13 protein-coding genes are annotated in these 18,731 nt (G+C 69.6%); 8 read left to right on the forward strand and 5 right to left on the reverse strand.

All coding sequences use genetic code 11. From position 1 onward, the window contains the following. Nucleotides 1–78: 78 nt before the first annotated feature. Both KV110_RS39425 and KV110_RS39430 read left to right on the forward strand, forming a co-directional pair. Nucleotides 79–519: a winged helix-turn-helix transcriptional regulator gene (locus KV110_RS39425; RefSeq protein WP_218472175.1), complete on the forward strand. Its 441-nt coding sequence runs from the start codon at nucleotides 79–81 to the stop codon at nucleotides 517–519. 30 nt (nucleotides 520–549) lie between these two features. Then, nucleotides 550–1,710: a zinc-binding dehydrogenase gene (locus KV110_RS39430; protein ID WP_218472176.1), complete on the forward strand. Its 1,161-nt coding sequence runs from the start codon at nucleotides 550–552 to the stop codon at nucleotides 1,708–1,710. A 6-nt stretch (nucleotides 1,711–1,716) separates the two neighbouring features. Here KV110_RS39430 and KV110_RS39435 read toward each other — a convergent pair whose 3' ends face one another. Together KV110_RS39435 and KV110_RS39440 are read right to left on the reverse strand one after the other, a co-directional pair. Beyond that, nucleotides 1,717–2,361, reverse strand: coding sequence for an HhH-GDP family DNA glycosylase (locus tag KV110_RS39435; protein ID WP_218472177.1), 645 nt, complete (start codon nucleotides 2,359–2,361; stop codon nucleotides 1,717–1,719). Between the two features lie 103 nt (nucleotides 2,362–2,464). Beyond that, nucleotides 2,465–3,697: an FAD-dependent monooxygenase gene (locus tag KV110_RS39440; RefSeq protein ID WP_218472178.1), complete on the reverse strand. Its 1,233-nt coding sequence runs from the start codon at nucleotides 3,695–3,697 to the stop codon at nucleotides 2,465–2,467. Nucleotides 3,698–3,771: 74 nt separating this feature from the next. On the opposite strand from KV110_RS39440, the gene KV110_RS39445 reads away from it, so the two are divergent. Next, the gene (locus tag KV110_RS39445) at nucleotides 3,772–4,338 is read left to right on the forward strand and encodes a TetR/AcrR family transcriptional regulator (RefSeq protein ID WP_218472179.1); all 567 of its coding nucleotides are present in this window, start codon (nucleotides 3,772–3,774) and stop codon (nucleotides 4,336–4,338) included. A gap of 28 nt (nucleotides 4,339–4,366) precedes the next feature. Here KV110_RS39445 and KV110_RS39450 read toward each other — a convergent pair whose 3' ends face one another. The 3 genes from KV110_RS39450 to KV110_RS39460 are packed head-to-tail and all read right to left on the reverse strand — an operon-like array spanning nucleotide 4,367 to nucleotide 9,938. Beyond that, on the reverse strand, nucleotides 4,367–5,920 hold the full coding sequence (locus KV110_RS39450; protein WP_218472180.1) for a dynamin family protein: 1,554 nt from the start codon (nucleotides 5,918–5,920) through the stop codon (nucleotides 4,367–4,369). A gap of 55 nt (nucleotides 5,921–5,975) precedes the next feature. Further along, nucleotides 5,976–7,838: a dynamin family protein gene (locus KV110_RS39455; RefSeq protein ID WP_218472181.1), complete on the reverse strand. Its 1,863-nt coding sequence runs from the start codon at nucleotides 7,836–7,838 to the stop codon at nucleotides 5,976–5,978. A gap of 60 nt (nucleotides 7,839–7,898) precedes the next feature. Further along, a complete protein-coding gene (locus KV110_RS39460; RefSeq protein ID WP_218472182.1) occupies nucleotides 7,899–9,938 on the reverse strand; it encodes an IniB N-terminal domain-containing protein in 2,040 nt (679 codons plus the stop codon). A gap of 294 nt (nucleotides 9,939–10,232) precedes the next feature. Between KV110_RS39460 and KV110_RS39465 the strand changes: the two genes are divergently transcribed. From KV110_RS39465 to KV110_RS39485, 5 genes are all read left to right on the forward strand, one after another. Continuing rightward, a complete protein-coding gene (locus tag KV110_RS39465; RefSeq protein ID WP_218472183.1) occupies nucleotides 10,233–11,945 on the forward strand; it encodes an Hsp70 family protein in 1,713 nt (570 codons plus the stop codon). Beyond that, entirely contained in the window at nucleotides 11,938–14,583 is a 2,646-nt protein-coding gene (locus KV110_RS39470) for a LuxR C-terminal-related transcriptional regulator (protein WP_218472184.1), read from the forward strand. Before KV110_RS39465 ends, KV110_RS39470 begins: the two co-directional genes overlap by 8 nt. Before the next feature lie 47 nt (nucleotides 14,584–14,630). Further along, nucleotides 14,631–15,740 (forward strand): hypothetical protein, encoded by a 1,110-nt coding sequence (locus KV110_RS39475; protein WP_246634243.1) that lies wholly within the window; start codon nucleotides 14,631–14,633, stop codon nucleotides 15,738–15,740. A gap of 163 nt (nucleotides 15,741–15,903) precedes the next feature. Beyond that, nucleotides 15,904–17,253: a S1 family peptidase gene (locus KV110_RS39480; protein ID WP_218472185.1), complete on the forward strand. Its 1,350-nt coding sequence runs from the start codon at nucleotides 15,904–15,906 to the stop codon at nucleotides 17,251–17,253. A gap of 109 nt (nucleotides 17,254–17,362) precedes the next feature. Continuing rightward, complete coding sequence (locus KV110_RS39485; protein ID WP_246634244.1) at nucleotides 17,363–18,691, forward strand: S1 family peptidase; 1,329 nt, start codon at nucleotides 17,363–17,365, stop codon at nucleotides 18,689–18,691. Nucleotides 18,692–18,731: the final 40 nt, after the last annotated feature.

Raw genomic sequence — 18,731 nt, forward strand, 5'->3', positions numbered from 1 at the left:
CCAAACAGACTAGGTTCCCCACAGTGGGGTCGGTTACCTCTTGATACCGATGGCAAGTCTGGGGCAGAATCGACCACCATGGAAGAAGGCACTTCGAAGTCACCAGGGAACTGCGGGGATACCGCCGCTGACTACGACGTTCTCCAGTGGGACACCAGGGTCGACTGCGAGGTGCGCCAGATCCTCGATCGCGTCGCCGACAAGTGGTCGCTACTGGTGATCGCGCTGCTGGATCAGCAGAGTCTGCGGTTCACCGAGTTGAAACGCAAGATCGACGGCGTGAGCCAGCGGATGCTCACCCGCACGCTGCGCCACCTCGAACGCGACGGACTGGTCGAGCGCACCGTATACCCGACGGTGCCGCCGCGGGTGGACTACGCGCTCACCCCGCTCGGCGCCAGCCTGCACACTACGATCAAGGCACTGGTCACCTGGACCGAGGGCCATCAGAACGAAATCGCCGCGGCCCGCAACGCTTACGACCGCCGCGCCACCGAAGACGCACTCGCGGCCGTCTGATCGCACCACTGTCGATTCGAGGAGTTCGCCATGAGGGCTGCCGTCGTCACCAACGCCGAGTTCGAGGTCGCCGACCTGCCGACCCCGGTACCTGGGCGCGGGCAGGTGCTGCTCAACGTATCGCGATGCGGCATCTGCGGTTCCGATCTACATGCCCGCACCCATGCCGACGAGATCGCGGATTTGGCCGTGGCGACCGGCTACGACGCGTTCATGCGGGCAGAGCAGCGGGTGGTGCTCGGACACGAATTCAGTGGTGAGATAGTCGAATACGGGCCGGGGTGCCGGAAGCGCTGGCGGCCGGGCACGCCGGTGGTGGCGCTGCCGATCGTGCGGCACGGCAAGCAGCCGCACCTGACCGGGCTGTCGGCCGAGGCGCCGGGCGCCTATGCCGAACAGGTCGTGGTCCAGGAATCGATGACCATGCCGGTGCCGAACGGATTGTCCGCCGAACACGCCGCGCTCACCGAACCCATGGCGGTGGCCTGGCATGCGGTCCGCAAGGGGCGGGTCGGCAAGGGGCAGACCGCATTCGTGATCGGCTGTGGACCCATCGGCCTCGCGGTGATCTGCATGCTGAAGGCAGCGGGCGTGCGCACCGTGGTGGCCAGCGACTTCTCCCCGCGCCGTCGGGAACTCGCGACCGCGTGCGGCGCGGACGTCGTGGTCGACCCGGCCATCGACTCCCCATGGACCGCCGCGCCCGAGCGCGGCCGGATCAAGGGTGTCACCGACATTCTCAGCCTCGGCTTCGACACCATGGACCTGCTGCGCCGCGTCCCGAAGGTGCCCTGGTGGTACGCCTTTCGCTTCGCGCACACCTTGAACGCGGGCCCGTCCGGCCCGGTGATCTTCGAATGTGTCGGCGTCCCAGGGATTCTCGACCACATCCTCGCCGCAGCGCCCCCACTGTCCCGAGTGGTCGTCGTCGGAGTCTGCATGGAAGCCGACCGCATCCATCCGGCCATGGCCATCAACAAGGAAATCGAACTCCGCTTCGTCCTCGGCTACGACCCCGGCGAATTCCGCGACACCCTGCACATGCTCGCCGACGGCAAGGTAGACCCGACCCCCTTGATCACCGGCACCGTAGGCCTCGACGGCATCGAAACCGCCTTCACCACTCTCGCCAACCCAGAACACCACGCCAAAATTCTGATCGACCCGGCCAGCACCGCACGCATCCCGTAGCCGAGGTCAGTGGGCGGCGTCGAGGACTTCTTCGGCGAGCTTGTCGTCCAGGGTGATTCGGACCAGGGCGGCGGCCAGGTCGGCGGTGTGGTCTTTCGGGGCGAGGGCGGCGAGCTTGGCCGGGGTGGCGGGGAGCTTGATGCGGTTGGCGCCGCGCAGGGCGCGTTCGTCGAAATGCGGACGGGCCCATGGCCAGATGTCTTGGACTTCGCGCAGGTAGATATCGCTGCCGGTGGGGCCGATGCCCTGGAACTGTTGCAGGAGTTGGGCGGCGCGTTGGGGGTCGTGCTCGGCCTCTTCGGCGAGCTTGCGCAAGTCGCCGTCGTAGTGGTCGAGGACCTGAGAAGCGTTGGCGCCGAGGCGGGTGGCGGCGCTCTCGTCGTAGCGGCGGTAGTGGGCGCGGCCGAGCGCGTCGACGAGTTCCTGCCAGTCGGCGTCGGCGACCCGCTGCGGGGTGCGATAGCCGGTCGCGATCAACTCTCTGGTCGCGGCCACCGCGATGTCGGCGGAGATTCTGGTGCTCAGCAGTTCGGCGAGCATGAGCAGTTGGAACAATGGCGCGGGCTTGTCGGCCAGTTGAATACCCGCCTCGGCGGCGTACCCCGTCCCGGCTCGGTCCAGCAGCGCGTTCACTACTTTCTGTTGACTCATCGCGACCTCCTCGTTCGGGTACCGGTCGCGTACCCGACGGCACCGGATTCACACCGAGCGCCGCACATGCGTCCGAGTTACGAGGAAGGTGCATGTTCGTCGTTCACGGTTTGCGGGCCGGAGCGGTCTCGTAGGCGCGGTAGTCCTTGGCCGGAATGGTGCGAGCGACCTTTTGCGGAGCACCACCGATGAGGCCACGCCAGGGCAGGTAAGGCAGCAGACGGACATTGACGTCGCGCCACCAGATCATCGAATTGGTCGGCGGCGCATACCATTTGCCGACGCCCTCGGCGAAGGTCTGGCAGGCCTCGACCAGCGGCAGCAGCTCCTGCCGATACCGGGCGAAGGCGACGGTGTGGTCGCCACCGGCAGCGGCGAGTTCCCCGGCCAGGAGGTAGGCGCCGACCAGGGACAAATTCGCGCCCTGACCGGACAGCGGCGCCGCGCAGTAGCCCGCATCGCCGACCAACGCGATCCGCCCCTTGGACCAGGTGTCCATCCGGATCTGCGTCATGGCATCGAAGTAGAAATCCTCGGCATCGTCGAGATGTTCGAGCAGGCGCGGCACTGCCCAGCCGGCGTCGGCGAAGGTGTCCGCGACAATCCGCTTCTGCTGCTCGATGTCGCGGTAGTCGTAGTCGAGCTGGGCCGACTCGAAGGCGAAAATCGCTTTGGCTTCGGTGTTTCCGCGGGCACTGTAGCTGCCCGCGATCTTGCCGGGGAGGTTGTAGTCCAACTCCCAGTGGTCCAGTTCGAGCAGGTTCGGAGTGGTGTAGATCGAGATGTAGTAGCCCATGTGCCGGAGGAAGTCCGCCTCCGGGCCGAACACCAGCTTGCGGGTGTTCGAGTGCACGCCGTCGGCGCCGATGACCAGATCGAAGCTGCGCGACTCGGCCCGCGCGAAGGTGACGTGCACGCCGTTCTCGTCCTCGGTGAGCGAGGTGATGCTGTCCCCGAAGAGGTATCCGACATCGTCGCGGGTGGCCTCGTACAGCACCCGGGCCAGATCGCCGCGTTGGATCTCGCAGTCACCGCCCGCGCCGACACCGTTGAACACCTCACTGCTGATGTTCGCCCGCGGCTTGCCCGCGGCGTCGACATAGGAGGTGCCGCGCTTGCCGGTGCTGTGTTCGTGCACCCGCCCGAGCAGTCCCATCTTCCGAATCACCTCGGTGCCGGTGCCGAGCACGTCGATCGCCTGACCGCCGTCGCGCAGCGCGGGTGCGCGCTCGACGATCGTCGGGGCGAAGCCGTAGCGGTTCAGCCAGAACGCCAGCGCGGGTCCGGCGATGCTGGCACCGGATATGAGGACGGTCTTGGGGACTTCGCTACTCATGAGGAGAACTGTACGTATGTCTTAGGCATATGCGCAAGACAAATGCCTAAGACGGTTGCGCTAGCATGTCGGCTATGGGAAACCGAGAGGATCTGCTGGCAGGCGCGCGGCGCTGCCTGTTCGAGAAGGGCTACGCCCGCACCACCGTGCGCGATATCGCGACCGCCGCGGGCGGGGTCAGCATGGCGGCCATCGGCTACCACTTCGGGTCCAAAGAGGCACTGCTGAACGAGGCACTCGCCCAGGCGAACCGCGAGTGGGGCGTCGAACTCGAACGCGTGCTGACCGACGCGGCGCGGCCCGAGGCGACGCCGCTGGACCGGTTCGCGACGAACTGGACGGCGGTCATCGACTCGATCGGCACTCATCGCGGCCTATGGGCGGCCACCTTCGACACCATTGCCCAGGCCGGGCACGATCCGGCGACCAGGGATCAGCTCGCGGCCGGCCTGGCCGAGGCGCGCAGCGGTCTCGCCCGCCTCTTCGAGCACATCGACGAAGCCGACGAGACGAAGGGTCGCGCGATCGGCACCTTCTACCAAGCCTTACTGACCGGCTTGGCCGCCCAGTACTTGATCGATCCCGAGCACGCACCGACCGGCGCGGACCTGGCGGAAGCGCTGCGCAGAATCACCGAGTAGCAGGTTCACCGAGTAAGCGACCGCCGACCTACTCGGGCAACAGGCCGAGGGTGCCTTCCGCGCTTCGGGCGGCGGTGAGGCAGGCCGTGCTGGTGAATTGATCGGCGAGCGGGTGGCGGGCCCGGGCCCGCCATTTGCGGACCGCCGCGACGGCTCGGTCCCGCTGGACCGCGGGTGCGGCATCGACCGGAAGGCCGAGACGCAGGTGCGGCGCGATGCCGGAGCCGCCGATGAGGCGGTGCAGTTCGGCGAGATCCGCTGGCGGCAAGGCCAATTCGTCGGTGCGGAGCCGGCCGAGCAAGCGGAGTTCGGCGAAACCGTGCACATCGGCGAGCAGGGTGCGCACCCTGGGCAGCAAGGCGTCGGCCGCGCTGCCCGGGTAAGCGGTCAGCACCCGCGCGAGCGCGGTGAGGGCGGAATGCGCCTTGAGTTGATCTGCGCGCTGGCCGAATTGGACGTCGAGCACCGAACGCAGCTCGTCGACGCCGCTGCGGGCGGTCAATTCCGCTGCCAGCGTGGCAGAGTCGCGCACGCCGAGCCGAATCAGGGTGACCGCCATCCGGATGCCGAACAGACCGAAGCGTTCCGCGAGCTGAGCCCTGACCTGCGGCGCCACCGGCAATGCGATATCGGGACGCGCGAAGCGATCCGCGGAGAGCAGTGCCGTGCTCAGCTCGTCGACCGGGACACCGGCCAGCGCTTCGAATGCGGCGTACTCCTGTTGACGCAGCGTGGCGGCGGCGAACGCGAGCAGTCCGGCCACCGGAATTACCGCCTGGCACAGGCCCGTTCGCTCCAGTTCACCGGCGAAGCGGGTCGCGACCTCACGCGCCGAATGCAAGGCGTCGATCCGTCCCGCGCCGATCTCGTCCGCCCTGGAGACCACGCCGACGACGCCGAGCGGGCCGGGCAGACCGGAAAGCCCCGGCGCGGCACTGGTTCCGGCGCCTACCCGCTCGAGGAACCGGACGTCGGCCGCGTCCAGCCTGCGCAACAAATACACGACCGCGTCGGCGCCGGGAACCGCGATGCCCTGCTCGGCTTGCTCCAGATCCGCACCCGGCGTGAGCAGCCGGGCAGTGCGCTGCGACACCTCACGCGACAGCGAGGACGTGCCAGGAGTATCGATGATCGTCGTGTGTGCCAGGGCCGCCGCGGGCCATTCCACCTCGAGGTGGTCGACCTCACGCGGCGCGGGCGCGTTCCAGGTCAGCCCGGCCAGGTCGAAAGTCAGTCCGTGCGTGCCGCTACCGCGGCGCACCACCACGTTCGCCCGGGCGCCGTCGCCCGCGTGCGCCGTCACGCTGGGCGTGGAACCGTAGCGATACCAGGTGACCACCCTGGTGCACTCGGTCGCATCCGTCGGCGCGATATCTTGCCCGACAAGGGAATTCAGCAGCGTCGACTTGCCCGCCTTCAACGATCCGGCCAGCGCGACGCGCAGCGGTTGGTCCAACCGGCGGGCACAATCGGCCAGCAGTGCCCGCGGCCTCGGTTCGCTGGCCAACGCCGCACGGGCCGCACCAACCAGCCGATGTGCCTCGGCAACTATCGCCGGCGCCGCGCCGACCTCTCGCCTCACGACTCCGCCGTTCGCGAAGGCGCGCCGTGCCCTCGGTTCACTCGCTGACGCTCACTCACGGCGCAACCGTACCGACCGGTGCGCTCGGCAACGCGGACTGCATGGCGTCGGCGTATCGGCCCAGCTCGGCGACCACACGCAGCTGCCGTTCCAGCACGGCGCCGCGCTCGGCGCGACGGGCATTCGCCATCGTCGCCGCCTCCTGCGCGGCCCGTAGTGAATCGTCGATCGACCGCAGGCTGCGTTCGGCCACCCCGGCGTAGTGGTCGCGCAGCGCTCGGTGGATGCGGTGCAGCCGGTCCTTGGATTCCTTGCCCGTCTGGAACGCCACGTCGTCGACGAAGCGGCGGACGGCGGCCTTCGCCTCGTTCCGGCGCCGGGCCAGCCTGGCCTGCTTGTCGTCGCGGAACGCCTTGCCGCCCACCACTAGTCCGGCACCGAGCGAGATCGGGTTGAGCAGCGCGAGCCCGGCGAACGTGCTGGCCAGCCCGACCATCAGCACGCCGCCGTAGGATCCGCGCATGCCGACCAGCAGTTTGCTGCCGAAGCCGATATCGGGCTCGAGGTCGGCCAGGGTGCCCGCGCCGACATGACTGCCGTCCGCCGAGTCCGGCCGGACGTCCGGGAGATCGGCGGAACCGACCTCGGTGAAATGCTCGGCGACCCGTTCCGCGAGTTGGCGGGCGCGCGAATGGGTCCACAGCAGGTTGTCACCGATCGCCGTATCGATGGTGCCGGTGAGGTATTCGGCAATGCGGTCCCAATGCCTGCCGGGGTCGTGTTCATCGATCCACTCCTCGGTGGTTCTGGTGATGCCGCGCAACCGGTCTCGCAGATCGTGGTCGACGTCGCCAGCCAGGTCGGTGATGCCGTCGGCGAGCGTCTGCTGCCACGCAGCGGTGCGGCGGTGCAGTTCCTCGGCCGATGTCCGCGCCGCTTGCAGTTCCCTGACCGCCGCGGCACCACGTGCCGGATCGCGCACCGCGACCAGCTCACTGCCCAGTGCCAGCGCCAAATGCTCGGCGGCGGAACGAAGTTCGCGGGCGACCGCGCTGCGGGTAGCGACTTGGTCACGGGCCACCACCTGGTCTCGAAGGAACTGGTAGAGCAGGCCGAAGCCGGATTCGATGCCCAGTTGCTGGTCCTGCAATCGCAGCGCGTGGCTGCGCAGCAGCGATGACACCCCGATCATCGGCACCGCCAGCCCCGCCTTCGCCAGGTGCTGCCGGTCGGCCTCGTACACCTGCCGCCAGTGGGGGTACATGTCGGTCTTGGTCACCAGCAGCGCCACGGCGGGGCAGAGTTCGTGCACCTGGCGCAGGAAGGCGAGTTCCGGTTCGGTGAGTTCGGTGGATGCGTCGGAGAGCACCAGCACCGCGTCGGCCGTCGGCACCATGCTCAGCACGCTTGCCGCATAAGAACTTCCGTGTCCACCTACGCCCGGGGTGTCGATCAGCACGATGCCGTCGGCGAGCAAGGGGTTGGGCACCTGAATTTCCAGCCGCAGAACTCGTCGTCCCTGCGCCAGCGGCGAGCGCGCGGTGATGGTCCCGATCTCGTTGATGGGCACCGGAACTCGGGTTTCCGGGCCGCCGGAGTCGCCGCCGGGGCCGGTCAGCACCAACTCCGCTCGCGGCTCGGGTCCGTGTGCGAGCAGGGTGGTGATCGTGGTGGTCACGTCGTCACCCACCGGGCAGATCTCCAGGTTGAGCAGCGCGTTGACGAAGCGACTCTTGCCCTGATCCAGCTGTCCCGCAACGACAATGCGACGGCGCGGGTCCCGGACCCGATCGGCCGCCACTTCCAGGCGGCCGACCAGATCGTTGCGACCGGCGGCCTTGGCCGCCGCGATGGTTTCGCCGAGTACCGACAGCAGCGGTATCGCCGGTGGCGTGGCGGGCGGTGCGGGCGTCCCCATCGCGGCGGTGACCTCTTTCAGTGGGAGCAGGATGTTTTTTCGGTCAGATCAGTGTGTCCGTCAGTGCAGCATCGCGTCGCCGCTGAGATCCGCACCGGCGCTGCCGGTCAGATCCGCGTCCGCATGCGTATCGCCGAACAACCCGGTGTCGCCATGCGCACCGACGGTGCTGTCCAACCCCGACCCGAACGCACTCGAAACATCCACCGACGACCAGGTGTTCGCGGTCGAACCGACACCACCACCCAGCCCGGCACCGGTATCCACAGCACCCTGCGCGCTGCCGCCGACCGAACCACCCAGTCCCGCAGCGGCATCCACAGCCCCGTGGGTACTGCCACCGACCGAACCACCGAGGGACGCGCCGGTATCCACAGCCCCCTGGGCCGTGCCACCGAGGGAACCACCCAGTCCCGCAGCGGAATCCACAGCTCCCTGAGTTGTGCCACCGAGGGTCAAGCTGTTGTCCACAGCGCCGTGAGTTGTACCGCCGAGCGAACCACCGAAGCCCGCACCGGCATCCACAGCACCCTGGGTCGCGCCGCCGAATGAACCGCCGAGTCCGGCACCGGCATCCACCGCGCCACCGATACCTGTGGACAAACCTCCACCGAGGTCCGCAGTCGAACCGATCGCGGTCGACAATCCGGTTTCGAGACCGGTCGCCGCCTGTCCACCCAGATCGATGCCGCCGCCGAGACCGGTCTCCAGACCTGTCCCCAACTGCGCACCGGCACCGGCCGCACCCTCGAGTCCAGCGGAGATCCCACCGCCGAGTCCGGCACCGGCATCCGCCGCGGCTCCGATCCCGGTGGACAAGCCGGTCGCCAACCCGGTCGCCGCCTGCCCGCCCACCTCGAGCCCGCCGCCGAGTGCGCCCCCGGCCTGAGCACCGGCATCGAGGGCACCATCGAGGCCTGTGGACAAACCGGCCGTCAGGCCCGAACCAGCTTGGGCCCCAGCGTTTATCGAACTATCCACAGTCGTCCCCAACTCGGTACCGAGCTCGGCACCCGCACCGAGAACAGCGCCCGCGCCGGACAGCCCGGTCTCCAGACCCGACCCCACCTGCGCCCCGGCGTTCACCGCGCCATCCACAGCCGTCGAAAGACCGCCGCCGAGATCGGTCCCCGCGTCCACCGCCGCACCGAGTCCGGTGGACAGCCCACCGGCCACCTGCGTCCCGGCATCCACAGCGCCCTGCAGACCAGTGGTCACGTCGGCGCCGAGATCGACACCCGCGTCGAGAGTGCTGCCGAGTCCGGTGGTCAAACCCGCTGCCGCCTGCGCACCGGCATCCACTGCGCCTTGCAGGCCAGTCGTCACTCCGGCACCGAGATCGGCACCCACCCCGACCGCCGCATCGAGGCCGGTCGTCAAGCCTGTCGCGGCGTTCACCGCGCCTTGCACACCGGTGGAGAGATCCGCGCCTACCTGGCCGTCCGCGCCGAGAGCGGCATCGAGGCCGGTGGTGAGGCCGGTGGTGGCTTGCCCCACCGCGTCGAGCGCACCCCCGACACCCGCGGACAAACTCGTTTCGAGCCCCGTTCCCGCATGCAGTCCGGCATCCACCGCACCTTGCAGGCCAGCCCCGAGGTCGGTCACCACCTGCCCGCCCGCACCGATGGCCCCGCCGATCGCGGCGGACAGATCCGCGCCGACGCCGGCGACCGACTCGAGTCCCGCGGACAGTCCCGCGCCGAGGTCGGCACCGACCTGCAGGCCGGTGTCGACCGCGGTGTTCAGGCCCGCGTCGAGGTCGATGCCCGTGCCGACCTGGGCGCCGAGGTCGATGCCGAGGTCGGCGCCGACATTCAGCCCGGCATTCGCCGCCGCGGCGGCGCCCACGGTGCCCGCGGCGCCGAGCACGGCGGCAGCCCCGGTCTGGGCGCCGGCGGCGACGATCGCCGACAGCTGGGAGCCGCCCGCGACCAGTGCCGACTCGGCGACCATCGGGGCGACGGCGGCAATATCCTCCGGGCTGACCGCAGGCAAACCCGCCGCCACCAGCGCCTGGGTCGGGTTGGCGCAGTAGCCGACCGCCGCCTCGTGGTCGCGCAGCAAGTTGAGGATGAACTCGAGAATCGCGTTGGGTGTCATCAGAAACATCTCCTGAGAGCCGGCGGACCTCCGCGATCCGCAGTCGTTGGAATGAATTTCACGCTAGGGGCGCCGCTCGTTACGCGTAACGGGGCCGACCCCTATGACTCACCCCCGGCCGCCCTTAGGGGCAAGCGCGGCATTAGGGGAATTTCCCCGGAACTTCCCCCGCGCCGGTAACGGCGGACGGCCAGCAACCGAAACAACTGTTGCGTCGGCGTGCCCGCACTGCCTTTCGCACATCGGACTACACAGCGACATCGGGCCACAGAGTTTTTCGAACGGGGTTCACGAATGACACAGCGTCTGGCGCTCGGCATCACTGTCGGAGCGTCGAATTCGGTGGCCGTGGCGGCAGCGGGGGATGACAGCGACAGCGTGGTCACCCATCCCAGCGTGCTGCAGCTGGCCGCCGACACCCCGCCCACCTTCGGCGCCGACGCGCGAGCCACCGGACGGCATTCCCGCGACGTGCTGGTCGAGGGCTTCCTCGCCAGGGTCGGTGATCCGGTGGACATGCTGGCCGAGGACGGCACGGCGCATTCCGCCGCCGACCTCGTCGCCGCCGCCATCGCCTGCCTGATGGACGAGATCAGCACGGACGCACGAGCGTACGGATCGACAGTCGCATGTCACCCGGCGTGGTGGACTCGGCACACCGTCGACATCCAGCGCGCCGCCCTCGATCGAGAGGGTCTGCACGAGGTGACCCTGGTGCCAGAGCCGACCGCCGCCGTCCGCTGGCTGGAGTCGGCGCACGGCCCGCTCGGCGACGGCGCGGTGCTCGTGTACGACCTCGGCGCCACCGGCCTGACCGTCTCGGTGGTCCGCACCGGCGATCAGGCGAGCCTGCTCGGCACACCGTTGCGTACCACGGACGTCGCCGGTGCCGAATTCGATCTACTGACCCTGCGCTATGTTCTGGCAAACGCCGCGCCCGCAAATGATTTCGATCCGTTCGACCCGGTAGTCGAGCGGGAATTGTCAGCATTGCGCGCGCGCTGCAGAACAGCGAAAGAAGAGCTCTCCATAAATACCGCGACGGTCGTGCGAGCGCGGTTGAATCCGGCGGACACGCAGAGCAGCAACGTCCGTTTGGTCCGCGGCGAACTGGAGGACCTGCTCCGTGCACCGCTGCTGACCTCGATCGACCTGATCCGTGACGCGGTGCATCGGGCCGGGCTCGACATCGCCGATATCAGCCGGGTGCTGCTCACCGGTGGCGGCGGGGCGATCCCGTTGGTCGCCGAATTGATTTCCACCGAGTTCGGCCGCCCGGTGGTCGCGGCACCCGAGCCGGCGCACACCAGCGCCCTCGGTGCGGCCGCGCTGGCCGCGGATCTGGCGTCCGTCACCGCGGCACCCCTGCCCGCCGCACCGCCGGCGGCGGCCGCGCCGAAGACCAAAGAGCTTCCCTCGGTGGCGCTCTCGTCCCTGCCCGAGGTAGAGGTAGCCGACCAGCCCCGGCTCAGCGGCAGGCGGCGCGCCGCCATCGTCGCGGGCGCCGTGGTCGTCCTAGGGATACTGGCGACCGGCACTGTCGCGATCGGCACGGGCGCCCAGTTCAGCCCGAACCCGGCCCCCGCCGAGCACTCTTCCCCGGCGGGTGCCGCGGAGATCGCCGCGACCACCGGCGGACAAACCGGCGATCCCAACGCGCCGGTCGCCGCGACCAACTCTTCTCCCGTCACCGCCGGTCACCCGAAACCTGATGCCGCGCAGCCAGGCTCACCTGCCGCGACGACAGTGGCCGTCGTGCACAGCGAGCCCGCTCCCGGACAGCCCGCCGCGCCGCCCGCGGAACCCGGTGCGCCGCAACCGGCGCCGCATCCGCAGCCCGCTCCGGCACCTGCGCCAGCACCTGGCAACCAACCCGCGCCACCGGCACCGCCGAACGCACCGAGCCTGCCGACCGGCGTCCTGAACGACACGGTCGACTCCGTCGGCAACAGCGTCGGCACCGTGCTGCGCGCGCCCGGCCAGATCCTCGGAGGAAACGGTGGCTGATATCGCGTTCGACACCCTGCCGTCGGCACGGGATATTCTCCGGGAACTGGAGTCGGCCGACCGAGAGCCGGTTGTCTATCTCATTCGCGGCCGCTCGCAGACCGGTAAATCGACCCTGCTCAACGAGATTCGTGCCCGCCTGCGTGCGCGCGGCATCCCGCTGCAGGACGCCATGGCCGTCGAGGCCACGCACACTACCAACGGTGCGGGCCCGGCCGTCGGCTCCCCTAACGGTTTCGGCACCCGCACCACCCGCCCGACCGCCCGTACCGCGGAGCTCCGTCCGGCACTGATCGTCGACAACGCCCACACGCTGGGCTCGCTGGAACTCGAATATCTCCGCACCGCAGTCGAATCCGGACAGCGCACGGTAGTGGTCGCGGCCCAGCCGCGCCCGCACGACCTCCGGTTGCGGACGCTGGCCGACACCGTCGCCCGCCGCGGCCGGGTGGTCGACCTGCGCGCCCTCGGAGTGGCCGACATCGCCCCGTTCGCCAGGGAACTCGGCATGATGGTGCCGCGCCAGGTGGCCCAGCACATCCACCGGCAGACCGACGGTATCCGCGGCGGCGTGGTCGCCGCGCTGACCGCCGCCTGCTCGGCCCGGCTCGACGCGGGCATCGGCGCGGTCGACGCGGCCGTCGCCGCCTGGGCTCGCTCGCTACTGGACAACCTCGAGCCCGATCTGCTGGAAACCCTCGTCGTGGCCACCACCGGCGCGGGCCTGGATGCCAGCGAGCTGACCGAGGTGCTCGGCGTGGAACCCGTTGCCGCACAGCATCTCATCGATCGCGCCAGGGCCAGCGCGCTGGTCACCGATGCCGATCTACTGCTCACTCCGGCGGTCGGCCCGCTGCGCACGCTGCTGGGCGACCGCCGCTTCGTCGCGGTCCAGCGCAGGCTGCTCGGCGCCCGGTTGGACGCGGGCCTGCTGCGCGACCACACCGCCCTGCTGCTCGCCGAATCCGGCGTGCGCGACCAGCGCCTGGCCGAATTCCTCGCCGCCGCAGCGGAAAAGGCGGGTCGCGAGGCGGTGCGCTACTACGCGGCAGCCGCGGCGACCGGTGCCGATCCCGACCGCATCGCGCTGCGCTGGGCCGAGGCGGCAGGCCGCAACGGTGACGGTGAAACGGCCATGCGGTTGGCCGAGCCGGTACTCGCCCGTTCGGGCGTGTCCAGCGCGGAACTCGCCGACGCGGTGCGGATCTGCGCCGCGGCGCTGACCCGCCGCGGCCTGGTCGGCCGTGCGGCCCAACTGTATTCGTGGCTCGGCGCGCAACGCGTCGGCGCGGATTGGGCCATCGGCGCCACCGTCCTCTCGCTCGCCGGAGACGTGTCCGGCGCCGCGGCGATGTCCGGCTCGGCGACGCAGTGGCCGCCGACCGAGGCGAACGCCCATGCCAGGCTGATCGCCACCGCACTCGCCGGTTCGCTCCGCCACGGCGAGCGTGGTGACCACGGAACATCCACCACACCAATGCTTTCCGTCAACGGCACGGCCGCGGCGGTCTCCGCGCTCGTCCAAGCCGCACACGCCGACTCCGGCGTCGACCGCTTCCTGCCCTGCACCGCGGTGTCCATCGCGACGCTGCTCTGCCTCGGCACCGGCGAGCCGCGCCGCGCGGGCGACGCGCTGCGCCGCGCCACCGCCAGCGGCCTGCGCTGCCATCAACTCCAGGTGCTCGCGGCCTGGTCGGCGATGCTCGGCGGAGACGAGCGGTCCGCCGCCGCCACCGTCGCCGCGCTCGATCACCGTGCGCTCGATGTCCGGGACCGCCTGCTCGCCCACGGTGTCGCGGTCGGCCTGGCCCGGCGCACCGGCGATCACGCCGCGCTCTCGCGGGCCTGGCAGGCGGCCTACCCGCTGTTCGACGACGTGGAGGCCGACCTGCTCGCGCTGCTCCCGATCGGCGAACTCTGGCTGGCCGGTATCCGGTTGCGCGACGAGCGACGCATCGCGCCGCTGGTCGACGCCGCGCTGGCACTGCTTCGCCGGTTGGCCGATCCGCCCGCCTGGGCCAATGCCTTTCACTGGTACGGCGTGCAGGCCGCGATCCTGCACGAGCACCCGCAAGAGCTGCTACCCCATGCCAGGGCCTTGAAGGCCGCGGCCGAAGCGGGCGACCGGCACGCCGCCGTACTGGCCGACGCGGGCCGCACCTGGGTGCTGGTGCTGCGCGGCCAGGTATCGGCGGCGCCGGTCGAAGCGGCCGTCGCGGGATTGAGCGAGATCGGCATGACCTGGGACGCCGCCAGGCTGGCCAGCGAGGCCGCCCTCGCCGCGGCCGATTCGGCGACCGCGACCGCACTGCTCAAGCTGGCCCGCACGGTCCGCGCCGATGCCAAGCCGCAGGACCCGGTCCTGCCGCAGGCACCGACACCGCCGCGGGAGGGCACCGAACCCGCCGCCGATCCGGCGGTCGGCGAGCCGACGGCGATCCTCAGCGAACGCGAACGAGAGGTAGCCGAGCTGGTACTTCTCGGACTGACCTACCGTGAGATCGGCGCCCGTCTGTACATTTCCGCCAAGACGGTGGAGCATCATGTCGCCCGTATTCGGCGCCGGATCGGTGCCAGGTCTCGATCGGAGCTATTGTCGATGCTCCGCGCCATGGGACACGGCTCCCTGCTGGTGTGAGCAGAATGCGGATTCGTCAGCCGGGACGCCGAAGCGAGGTACTGAGGATGGCCACAGGGGTGGGCCTACGCATCGCCGAGGACGAGTGCACGGCGGCGGTCGTCACCGACGGCGGCGAAGAACCGTTGTTCATCGTCCGCGAGTCGCTGCTGTACATGTCCGACGACGGTGACGCCACACTCGGCGGTCCGCCGCCGGACGCGAACGCCCATGCGATCACCGGTTTCGTGCCCGCGGTGGGCGATCCGGCGGGCATCTCGGTCGACGACGGCGAGGCCTATCGGGCCGAGGACCTGGTCGCGACCGCACTGTTCTGCCTGATCAACCTGACCGCCGACCACCTCAACGGTCCGGCCGAGTTCTACGCGACGCATCCGGGTGACTGGCCGCGCGAGTACGTGCAGGCATTGCGCGAGGCGTTGGACTATCTGGGTCTGCGGTCCGTGCTGCTGGTCAGCGAAGCCGATCTGCCGAGCAACGGGGTGGACGAGCCGGGCAGCACATTCGCCTATGACGCCGCCCGCGCGGCGCTGGCCGCGGTGCTCTCCACCCCGGCGGGCACCACGCCACCGGATCCGACCCACGCCGAGAACTCGACGGTGGACACCGTCATCATCCCGGCCGTGTCCGCGTCCGACCCGCAGCCGCAGGCGTATTCGGCGGCCATCCCGATGGCCGAACCCGCCCCGCCGCCGCAGGACGGCGACGAAGTGGAAAAGCCCGCTCCGAAGGCGCCGCCTGCGAAGAACCGCAATCAGCTCCCGCTGCTGATCGGCGCCGCGGCACTGATCGGCCTCGTCCTCGGCGGCTTCGCGGTGGCCGTGCTGTTCCGTGACGACGGCGAGACGCCGGTGCCGCCGATGCGCGACGCCAAGTCCGAGCAGGTGTCGGTGAGCCCGACGCCGCCCGCGCCGCCGATCAACTTCCCGACCGTGCCGGTGACGCCGACGACCACCGAGGCGCCGGTGATCATCACCCGGACCACACCGCCGGAGACGACACCGCCACCGCCGCCACCACCCACCACCGAGCCGCCGACAACCACTCCCGAGCCCACCCGCACCCGGCCGGCCACGCCGACCTCCACCACGTCTCCTTTCCAGCCGCTGCCGGAGATCCCGTCGATCCCCGGCCTGCAGATACCGGGCAGTCGGTGATTAGTAGAGCCCTTCCCCGGTTTGTGCCTTAAAGTGATCCGCTGACCGGTGTTGTCGGATGAATTACAGGCACCCGGTCTGTTGCTGGAGGACTGTGAGCCAACGGATTTCAGGCCCGTTGCCGCGGATTGAGCTGGCACGTGCGTGCCAACGAAGGGATTTCATGCGCAAGTTGGTGGCGCGCCGCGCCGCGGTCAAAGCTGTCGCTATCGCTTCGACCGTTTTCCTCGCACCCCTGCTCTGCACCACCACCGCGTCAGCGACACCAGCGCAGCTGACCGCCGACTCCCTGCCGCAGGAACTGGTGCAGGCGATCGCGCGCGACCTGAAGATGACACCGACGGAGTACCTGGACCGTGCGGCCCGCGCCCAGCAGTTGCGCGACTACGCCCGCGATTTCCGCTCGGAACGCCCGGATTCCTTCGCGGGCGCCTGGATCGGACCCGACGGCAAACCCACCGTCGCGGTGACCTCGCTGGACGCCGCCAAGATCGCCGCGGCCGACGGCTACCAGACCCGGCTCGCCCCCGTCTCCGCGGACGGCCTGGAAGGGTCGCTGATGCAACTGAATCAGTGGATCGGCACGCTGCCCCGCGAGATCTCCCAGGCGATCAATTCGGTCGCCATCGACTTCCTCAACAGCCAGCTGGTGCTCAGCGTCGCCAACACCCCGGCCGGGCATGTGCTGAACCTGCCGACCCTGATCGCCAACATCAAGGTCATCCTCTCGCCCGGCAGCGGCGGCGCGATCGAGCGGCGGCCGATGGGCGGCGACACCTACATCAGCGCCCCGATGTCACTGCATGACGCCGAACTGAAGGGCGTCGACGTCTGCTCGTTCGGCTTCAACAGCGTGGACGCGGCCGGCAACGCGCTGAATATCAGTGCGGGCCACTGCGATCCGAATATCGGCAAGGTCAGCCAAGAGGCCAGCGTCTACTTCCCCAACGTCAAGGACATCCCGTCCAGCCCGGAGCTGGGCAGCTTCGTGCAGGCGAAACTCGGCGGGCCGAGCGCGCTGGATTACTCGGTGATCAAGCTGAACGAGCGCGCGGTCCGCGCGGGCATGGACCAGCCGACGGTGCGCGGCGCCAACGGCACCACGTTGTCCATCACCGGCACCGCCGACCCGATCACCGGCGCGCCGGTCTGCAAGTCCGGTCAGTCCTCGACCTTCACCTGTGGCTTCGTGGTGGCCGATCGGGTCGAGACCCAGCTGTACACCGCGGAGGGCGAGAGCAAGACGGTGCGCGGCTTCGCCAGCTCGGCCTGCACGCTCGGCGGCGACAGCGGCGGTGCGATCGTGTCCGGCACCCTCGCCCTCGGCATCACCAGTGGTTCCAACGCGGCGGAGGCACCGGATTGCAACGAGGCCAATATCGCGTTGGCGCAGTACGGCGGCACCGCGAGTCTCGGCATTCCGATCCGGCCGATCCTGGCCGATATCGAGGCTTCCTCGGGCGGCGGACTCGGCAGCGGCATCGCGGTACGCACCCGGCCCAGCGCCGGGTGAGTCGCTTCACACAGTGTGGCGATCGGCATACCGAAAATTTGTGACTATCAAACCAACCAGACCCTCTTTATAAGTAGGCATACCGGGCTGGAGCCCATATAGTCTGGGCATGCTCCTGCCACGTATAGGTCATCTCCGATCAGCTGCGCGACAGACCCGGGTCCGAAAAACAGTGATCGCCGCCTCGGCGGCGATCTTGCTGTGCGGACCGACCGCGGCAGTAGCGACGGCACAACCCGATCCGGCTCCGAACCTGCCCGCCGAACTGGTTGCCGCGGTCGCCCGTGATCTGAAGATTTCCCCGGAGGAGTACCTGCGCCGCGCCGACGTGGCCCAGCAGGTGGCAGCATTCGCGACCACCGCGCAGCGGCAGTACCCGGCGGTCTTCGCCGGGTCGTGGCTCGACGATGGCGGCAAGGCGGTCGTCGCACTGGCGCAGGGACCGGGTGCCGACGAGGCGCAGAAGGCCGCGGAGTCAGCGGGTTTCGAGGTCCGCAACGTCGCGAAGAGCGAGTCCGCGCTGCGTGGCGAGAAGAGCGCGTTCGAGCGGTGGCTGGAGGGACAGCCCGCTGAGGTCTCCGCTCTCGTGCGCGGCGCGGTGATCGACACCGTCAACAACAGCATCGCGGTGCGCGTCGACAAGGTCGGCCTGCCGATGCCGAGCTTCATCGACCCGGCCAGGGTCATCGTGATGGCGCCGCCGGTGGCCGGTGAGCAGGCGACGCTGCCGCAGGCGAGCGAGATCGCCGGTGACGCGCGTGGCGTGCTGGCGGGCGGCGACGGCTACGCCTCGGTCGCCGGACGCCTTTCGCTGCGCTGCTCGCTCGGCTTCAACGGCACCGACCGCACCGGCAACATCGTGAATATCACGGCGGGCCACTGCAATCCGGACATCCCGTCCGCGGGCAACGACAACGCCGCACGGGTGCACGAGCTGAACGGCGACCGGCTCGGCAACGAGCTCGGCCGGTTCCAGAAGTCGGTCCTCGGCGCGCAGGACTACTCCATCGTCCGGATCGCTGACCAGTCGCGAGAGCGCTTCGCCAACAACGAGGTGCGCGTGCCCGGCGCCGCTTCGGTGCGCATCGACGGCGTCGCGACCCCGGTCGTCGGCGCGCCGGTCTGCAAGTCCGGTTCGCGTACCGGCTTCAGCTGTGGCGTGGTCAACGCGGTGGACCAGACCGTGCAGGTCGGCGAGCGTGAGCTCACCCAGGCCTTCTCGGCCAACATCTGCGCGCTGCCCGGCGACAGCGGCGGCCCGATCGTGTCCGGTCGGCTCGCCCTCGGCATCTCCAGCGCCTCGTCGGTGGCCGACTACCCGATCTGCGAGATCCCCAACCTGATCGGTGCCCTCACCGGCAACGCGCCGCAACTGTTCGCGCAGCCGGTGCATGTGGTGCTCTCGGACAACCCCGGCCTGCGGATTCGCACCGAGTGATGTCGTAGTCGTCAAGGCCGGCAGCGTTGCGCTGTCGGCC

This window comes from Nocardia iowensis (assembly GCF_019222765.1).
Classification (GTDB): domain Bacteria; phylum Actinomycetota; class Actinomycetes; order Mycobacteriales; family Mycobacteriaceae; genus Nocardia; species Nocardia iowensis.